This is a genomic window from Neobacillus fumarioli NBRC 102428 (genome assembly GCF_001591485.1).
In the GTDB taxonomy this organism is placed as follows: domain Bacteria; phylum Bacillota; class Bacilli; order Bacillales; family Cytobacillaceae; genus Neobacillus; species Neobacillus fumarioli.
Map to the genome: position 1 here is coordinate 1 of NZ_BCUZ01000140.1, position 6,704 is coordinate 6,704.

General features: G+C 41.5%; 7 protein-coding genes. 6 read left to right on the forward strand and 1 reads right to left on the reverse strand.

The features are described from left to right. The first annotated feature begins 2 nt into the window (after positions 1 to 2). Positions 3 to 1,748, forward strand: coding sequence for a peptidoglycan D,D-transpeptidase FtsI family protein (locus BFU02S_RS13985; RefSeq protein ID WP_369690706.1), 1,746 nt, complete (start codon positions 3 to 5; stop codon positions 1,746 to 1,748). Positions 1,749 to 1,873: 125 nt separating this feature from the next. Further along, positions 1,874 to 2,557, forward strand: a complete 684-nt coding sequence (locus tag BFU02S_RS13990; RefSeq protein WP_439951015.1) for a YrrS family protein — start codon at positions 1,874 to 1,876, stop codon at positions 2,555 to 2,557. Between the two features lie 35 nt (positions 2,558 to 2,592). Here the strand turns inward: BFU02S_RS13990 and BFU02S_RS13995 are convergent, their stop codons facing one another. After that, on the reverse strand, positions 2,593 to 2,796 hold the full coding sequence (locus BFU02S_RS13995; RefSeq protein ID WP_066371844.1) for a YrzA family protein: 204 nt from the start codon (positions 2,794 to 2,796) through the stop codon (positions 2,593 to 2,595). Between the two features lie 286 nt (positions 2,797 to 3,082). Between BFU02S_RS13995 and mtnN the strand changes: the two genes are divergently transcribed. From mtnN to BFU02S_RS17555, 4 genes are all read left to right on the forward strand, one after another. After that, entirely contained in the window at positions 3,083 to 3,796 is a 714-nt protein-coding gene (gene mtnN / locus BFU02S_RS14000) for a 5'-methylthioadenosine/S-adenosylhomocysteine nucleosidase (RefSeq protein ID WP_066371847.1), read from the forward strand. Then, positions 3,793 to 4,716 (forward strand): cysteine synthase A, encoded by a 924-nt coding sequence (gene cysK, locus BFU02S_RS14005; protein ID WP_066371849.1) that lies wholly within the window; start codon positions 3,793 to 3,795, stop codon positions 4,714 to 4,716. The genes mtnN and cysK overlap by 4 nt, the downstream gene beginning before the upstream one ends. Then, positions 4,717 to 5,850: a bifunctional cystathionine gamma-lyase/homocysteine desulfhydrase gene (locus tag BFU02S_RS14010; RefSeq protein ID WP_066371852.1), complete on the forward strand. Its 1,134-nt coding sequence runs from the start codon at positions 4,717 to 4,719 to the stop codon at positions 5,848 to 5,850. Positions 5,851 to 6,410: 560 nt separating this feature from the next. Continuing rightward, the gene (locus BFU02S_RS17555) at positions 6,411 to 6,560 is read left to right on the forward strand and encodes a YrzI family small protein (protein WP_268872910.1); all 150 of its coding nucleotides are present in this window, start codon (positions 6,411 to 6,413) and stop codon (positions 6,558 to 6,560) included. Positions 6,561 to 6,704 lie beyond the last annotated feature (144 nt).

Sequence of the window (6,704 nt, forward strand, 5' to 3'; positions counted from 1 at the left end):
TGCTGCGGAGGCGGATGATTGGCTGGCTGGTATTTTGTATTAGCTGTTTTGCCCTCCTATTATTCAGGTTAATGCAAATTCAATTATTGGATACAGAAACTTTTTCGAAGCATCACGTAAACTTAATAGAGGAAAGTGTTAAGCAACGGACCCAGGAATTAGTGATTGACAATGGCAGGGGGAATTTTCTCGACCGAAATGGCGAGTTATTGAATAATAAGAAAATAAATGTGCTTGTTCTTTTCCCTTTTTTAAAACAGTATCATTGGGAAGTAGCAAAGGTTTCCGAGATAACAGGTATTCCGGAGGTTTCATTAAAACAAGCAGTTAAAAAAGCTAAAAGTGCGTTTGTCTACGGGGATCCGGAACCGGTAGAATTGACCTCGGCCCAGAAAAAACAGATTAATGATTTGAACATTCCCGGTGTTTTTGCGGTTGAAAAAAAGTTTGAGCAAGTCCGTACACTTGCAGAACAGCTGATAGGACTAACAGGAGAAAATGTTAACGAATTACAAAGGCGCTACCCGGATAAAAAACTTTCCGAAACAAACTTAATTGGAGTATCCGGGCTTGAGGAAAGTTTTGATGAATTCCTGATTCCTGATGGACAATCCAAACTGGTTTTTCATGTTGATGGAAATGGCGCACCGTTATTTGGAAGCAATGTTAAATATGTCGATCCGGCCAATCTGTTTTTTCCTGTCAATATTCGTACGACCATTGATAAATCGATTCAGCAAAAGGCAGAAACATTGGCTGATCTATATGGAATTAAAAAAGGAGGACTTGTTCTTCTAAATATTGAGGATAACAGTGTTCTTGCGATGGTGTCACGTCCCGCCATCAACAAAAAAGCTCCGTACAGCAGTGCTGGTGTCACCAATCTTATGCTGAAGGAGCAAATTCTCGGTTCCGTATTTAAGACTGTTACGGCGGCAGCCGCGATTGACCATAGTCTCGACGATCCGGCCAGGCTGTTTGATTGCGGTAAAAAAATTAATGGCAAACGGGAATACCACTATAACTATGGCATGCTCAATTTCAGTGACAGCTTTGCCAAGAGCTGCAATCGTACCTTTGGAGAATTGGCGAAGGAATTGCAAAAAATCGATCCTCATACATTAGAGGATTACGCGGCAAAATTATCGCTGACCGGCCAATCAGGCTGGCAGGGGAATGTGTATCATATAAGCAGGTTTAAACAATTTGTAAATGAAGACACGGGAAGGGTATTTGTATCTAATGTGGCAAGACGTGATGCTAATCTCATTGCAATGTCTGGAATTGGGCAGAATGAAGTTCGGGCAACACCGCTTGCCGTTGCCAATATGATGGCAACCATAGCCCGCGGAGGCAAAAAAGAAATGGTCCGGGCAGTTTCGGAAATTGAGTATAAAAATGGAGCAACGATGCTTAGCTTTCCCGAGAAGAAACTTCCGGGAGATACGATATCCCCCTATACTGCGATGAAATTGCAAAAATTGCTTCGCAGCGTTGTCTTACATCCGGATGGGACAGGCAGATGGTATAAAAGTCTGCCATACGAAGTAGCCGGAAAATCAGGAACAGCAGAAACTGGAAAATATTCAAACGGCAAACAGCTCCATAATAAATGGTTTGCTGGCTATTTCCCCTATCGTCACCCGAAATACGCGCTGGCTGTTGTGAATTTGGATGTGTCGGACAATGAAGGCGGCGTTAATTCTCTCTTTGCCGATTTGGTCAAATGGCTTTATGAGAATCAATAACTTCCAGTTGGTAAAAACCGCAAGTCAAAAGCTTGCGGTTTTTTACTAAAATATAAATTCTTTAAAGTTAACCATAAAACATGATAGAATATTTACAGCCTACGAAAATAGGAGGAGTGATTAATTTGAACCATGATATCGAGCAAAATTCACGCTCGGGCTATCGTAAAAAGCGTAAAAAAACAAATCTTGTCTTAAATAGTTTAATTGTCATTGTCTTATTATTAATTATTTTTGTCGGATACAAAATTTTTGCATCTGGAAATGACAATGCATCAGCTCCAAAAAAGGAAACACCGAAAACCGAACAGAAGCAATCATCACATAAGGAGAAGAATTCGGAAGATGCAGCTAAAAAGGGAGAGGCAAATTCCAGTGGGGATGCAGCCCAAGGAAATGGCCAAAGCGGAGAAAACTCCGGACAGACGGATTCAGCAAAGTCAAATCAGCCCGACCAATCCCAGGCTGTAGTAACGGACGGCGGCAGCTCTCCAAATGTCATTAAAAGCACGATTAATCCAGCTTGGAAGCCAATTGGCACTTCACAGACGGGTGAACATACAACTTCTTATGATTCAAATTCGGTTGATTGGCAGGAAATGCTCAATGCGATTTCCTATGCAACTGGCCTAGATCCGAGCAATATGACGGTTTATTGGCTTGGACGAGATCGCTCGCAGCCAAATGCATCAATTGGGACCGTTTATTCGAAAGACAAGCAGCAAAAATACCGGGTTTATATTAAGTGGGTTGATGGCCAAGGGTGGATGCCGACAAAAGTAGAGGAATTGGCACGATTACAGAAATAACATGTAAGGATGGGTTCGCTTTAGCGGGCACCATCCTATTTCTTTTTAAAATGAACAACAGCTGTAAAATAGGTTTGACCATTTTCAGCTACATGCATTTGGTGGGAAACGGAATGTACACCTAACATGATCGCTTTGTTCACTTCTATCTGTGTTTCAATCTTCTTTTGCAGGGTTTTTAAATCGTTTGCCTCAAAAAACTCAACCTTATCTTCAATTAGATCTAATTGAAAATTCAATGGAACTCCTCCTTTCAACAACTCCATTTTAACGGGAGCTTCTCTTGTATGCAAAGAAAATCTTTTTGCTAACGATGGCAAGTTTCTTTCGCTTGATGGTAAAATAGTGTTCGCGGATACGATGTTCCAATCTGAGGAAGATTATAGTAATATATCGTTAAGCAAATGAAGACTTTCATAACCTGGCAACAGACGATTAGAACTGAATATGATACAACAAATATTTTTTGAAAACAAGTTTGTCTGGTTAATGGAGAGTGTAACACAACAGGAGAGAGGGTAAGAGATGAAAATAGCTATTATTGGTGCAATGGAAGAAGAAGTCACATTACTAAGAGATCATATCAAGAATCAAAAGCAGGAAACGGTCGGAGGTTGCGAATTTACCTTTGGAAACATGGACGGAGCCGAGGTGATTTTGCTCCGTTCTGGAATTGGCAAAGTAAATGCAGCCATGTCTACTACAATTCTCTTGGAAAAATACAAACCGGACTGCATTATTAATACAGGATCGGCAGGCGGCTTGAATCCAGAGCTAAATGTCGGTGACGCTGTCATCTCTACTGAAGTCCGCCACCACGATGTAGATGTAACTGCATTTGGCTACGAATATGGCCAGGTTCCCCAACTGCCTGCAGCTTTTAAGGCGGATGGAAAATTAATCTTAATTGCGGAACAAGAGGCAAAAGGCTTGGAAGATTTTCGAATTGTCAGGGGATTAATTGCAACGGGTGATTCTTTCATGGAAAACGCGGAACGGGTAGAGTTTGTCCGCTCGAAATTTGAAAACCTGCAGGCTGTAGAAATGGAGGCAGCCGCAATTGCTCAAGTGGCTTATCAATTTGGCGTGCCGTTTGTAATTATTCGCTCATTGTCCGACATTGCCGGCAAACAATCGGAAATTTCCTTTGAACAATTTATTGATAAGGCGGCAACAAATTCCGCCACTTTAGTGATGAAAATGGTGTCGGCGTTAAAAGAGTCTGAGGTGGGAAGATGAAGGTTAAAAGATGCGTCCATGAATTAATTGGACATACACCTTTGGTTGAAATTACACAGTTTTCTTTGCCTGAAGGTGTTCGCCTGTTTGCGAAACTTGAATTCATGAATCCCGGCGGAAGCATAAAAGATCGTCTTGGAATTGAGCTGTTAAATGAAGCTTTTTCCAGTGGAAAGCTCCGTGCAGGGGGAACGGTAATTGAACCAACAGCCGGCAATACCGGCATTGGACTTGCATTAGCAGCTTTAAATAAAGGGGTACAGGTTATTTTAGTTGTTCCGGAAAAATTCAGCATGGAAAAGCAGGCAATTATGAAGGCCTTAGGAGCGAAAATTATCAATACCCCAACGGAAAAGGGCATGAAAGGGGCAATTGCAAAGGCACAAGAGCTGGTTCAGGAGATACCAGGCTCGTATTGTCCGCAACAATTTGCCAACCCTGCCAATCCTGCAACGTATTATAAAACACTTGGCCCGGAAATTTGGGAACAACTGGACGAAAGAATTGATATTTTTATAGCGGGTGCTGGTTCAGGCGGTACATTTATGGGCACAGCTCAGTTTTTAAAGGAAAAGAATAAGGCAATAAAAACAGTCATTGTTGAGCCAGAAGGTTCGATTTTAAATGGCGGTAAGCCGGGGCCTCATAGAACAGAGGGCATTGGGATGGAATTTTTGCCTTCGTTCATGGAACCGGAATACTTTGATGCAATTTATACTGTATCAGATGATGATGCCTTTCGATTGGTCAAGGAGCTGGCTCGAAAAGAAGGGCTGCTGGTTGGAAGTTCATCCGGTGCCGCATTCTTTGCCGCTTTAAAAGAAGCGCAAACGGCCAAGCCGGATACCAATATTGTTGTTATTTTTCCTGACGGCAGTGAACGGTACTTAAGCAAGAAGATTTTTGAAGGAGGCATTTAAATGAAACGGAAAACAAGAATGATCCATGGTGGTATTAGTGAGGACCCGGCAACTGGAGCTGTTGTGTATCCGATCTATCAAGTAAGCACCTATAAGCAGGAAGGTGTTGGCGGCCACAAAGGCTATGAATATTCTAGAACCGGAAATCCTACAAGACATGCTCTTGAAGAGTTGATTAAAGATCTTGAGGGCGGCACTGCCGGCTTTGCGTTTGGTTCCGGAATGGCAGCCATTACGGCAGTTATGATGTTGTTTAACAGCGGCGATCATATTATTTTGACAGATGATGTCTATGGTGGAACTTTTCGGGTTGTGACAAAAGTATTAAACCGAATGGGCATGGAATTTACATTTGTCGATACAAGTGATTTGGAAAATGTAAAACGCGAAATCAAGGCAAATACAAAAGCGATTTATATTGAAACGCCGACAAACCCATTGTTAAAGGTAACGGATATCGAAGCAGCAGCAGTCTTAGCAAAAGAAAATAATTTGTTAACTATCGTTGATAATACCTTTTCTACGCCATATTGGCAAAATCCTCTTGAACTTGGCGCCGATATTGTTCTTCACAGTGCCACGAAATATATCGGCGGTCACAGTGATGTTGTGGCAGGACTTGTAGTTGTGGGCAGTGAACAGCTTGCAAGGGATTTACATTTTGTGCAAAATTCTACCGGAGGGGTGTTAGGACCGCAGGATTCCTGGCTTTTGATTAGAGGGATTAGAACATTAGGGATCCGTATGGAAGAGACAGAAGCCAACACAAAGGCAATTGCAGCCTTTTTACAATCCCATCCAAAAGTGAAGAAAGTATACTACCCCGGGCTTGAAACCCATCCTGGCCATGAAATTGCAAAAAAACAGGCAAGGGGCTTTGGAGGAATGATTTCCTTTGATGTAGGCACTTCCGAAAATGCTGATCGCTTGTTAAGCAAGGTCAAATACTTTACTTTAGCGGAAAGTCTTGGAGCAGTCGAAAGCTTAATCTCCGTGCCAGCTAGGATGACACATGCCTCGATTCCAGCCGAACGCAGGAGAGAACTGGGAATCACCGATGGGTTGATTCGTATTTCTGTAGGAATTGAGGATGTTGAAGACCTGATTGCCGATTTAACTCAAGCGTTAGCATAATTTTGCCTTTTCATAATGCGAAAGTAACCTTATTTTCAAAAAAATACCTTAAAATGGTTTACAAAGTTTGTGATTGTGGATATAATTACCGTATCGAGTAAATGATTCCAAAGGAGGTCGAATGAAATGATGAATTTGATTGCTTGCGTTCAGTCCAGAATTGCTGGTAGTAAAACTTTATATTTATATATCATGCATTCGACCAGATTGGAACGGGTCTAGTAGGTTTTAGTCTATTTACCTTTCCATGCCGCAGGGAGAATGCTGCCTTGCGGTATTTTTGTGCTCAAAAAACCGCAAGGGAGTTCTAATCTTCTTGCGGCTTTTTTATGCCCTTTTTACTCGCCAAATAGAATTAAGCTGCATACATTAAAAATGCTGCCGGAGGTGATCAAGATGATACTGAATTTCTTTTCTACGATTACGATTTAAGAAAAATATCCTGACCACAAAGGATTCTGCTTTTTCTAGGAGATGGTTGAGAAGAGTGATGAACATTATAAAAATCGAACGGTTTTCATTTATCACTTATGGTAATTCAAGTTTTTCCGTGAAAGGTGGTGATCATTATAACGCTGAATATTTTCTTTTTAACAATCACAATTAAAAGGCGAATGGTAAGCCTGGAGGAAGCCAGGCAGCAGGAAATGGTTGAGAAGCTTTATGAACAGAACAAAGATAAACAAATTTCCGCGTACCGCTTAATGTAGGGAATATATAAATAATATGAAAGGTGGTTTTGTAGATGATTTTTCTAATTCAAGGCCGGGGAGCTAGTTTATGGGGGATGAAGGATACTTCTTAGCTGGAGGATTGGGGCCATTATTTGGTGCAGTTGAAAGAAGTTAACGGGG

Excerpts from the sequence above, each read along its gene's own strand:
- BFU02S_RS14010 (WP_066371852.1), top strand. The coding sequence starts at position 4,717 with ATGAAACGGAAAACAAGAATGATCCATGGTGGTATTAGTGAGGACCCG.
- mtnN (WP_066371847.1), top strand. The coding sequence starts at position 3,083 with ATGAAAATAGCTATTATTGGTGCAATGGAAGAAGAAGTCACATTACTA.
- cysK (WP_066371849.1), top strand. The coding sequence starts at position 3,793 with ATGAAGGTTAAAAGATGCGTCCATGAATTAATTGGACATACACCTTTG.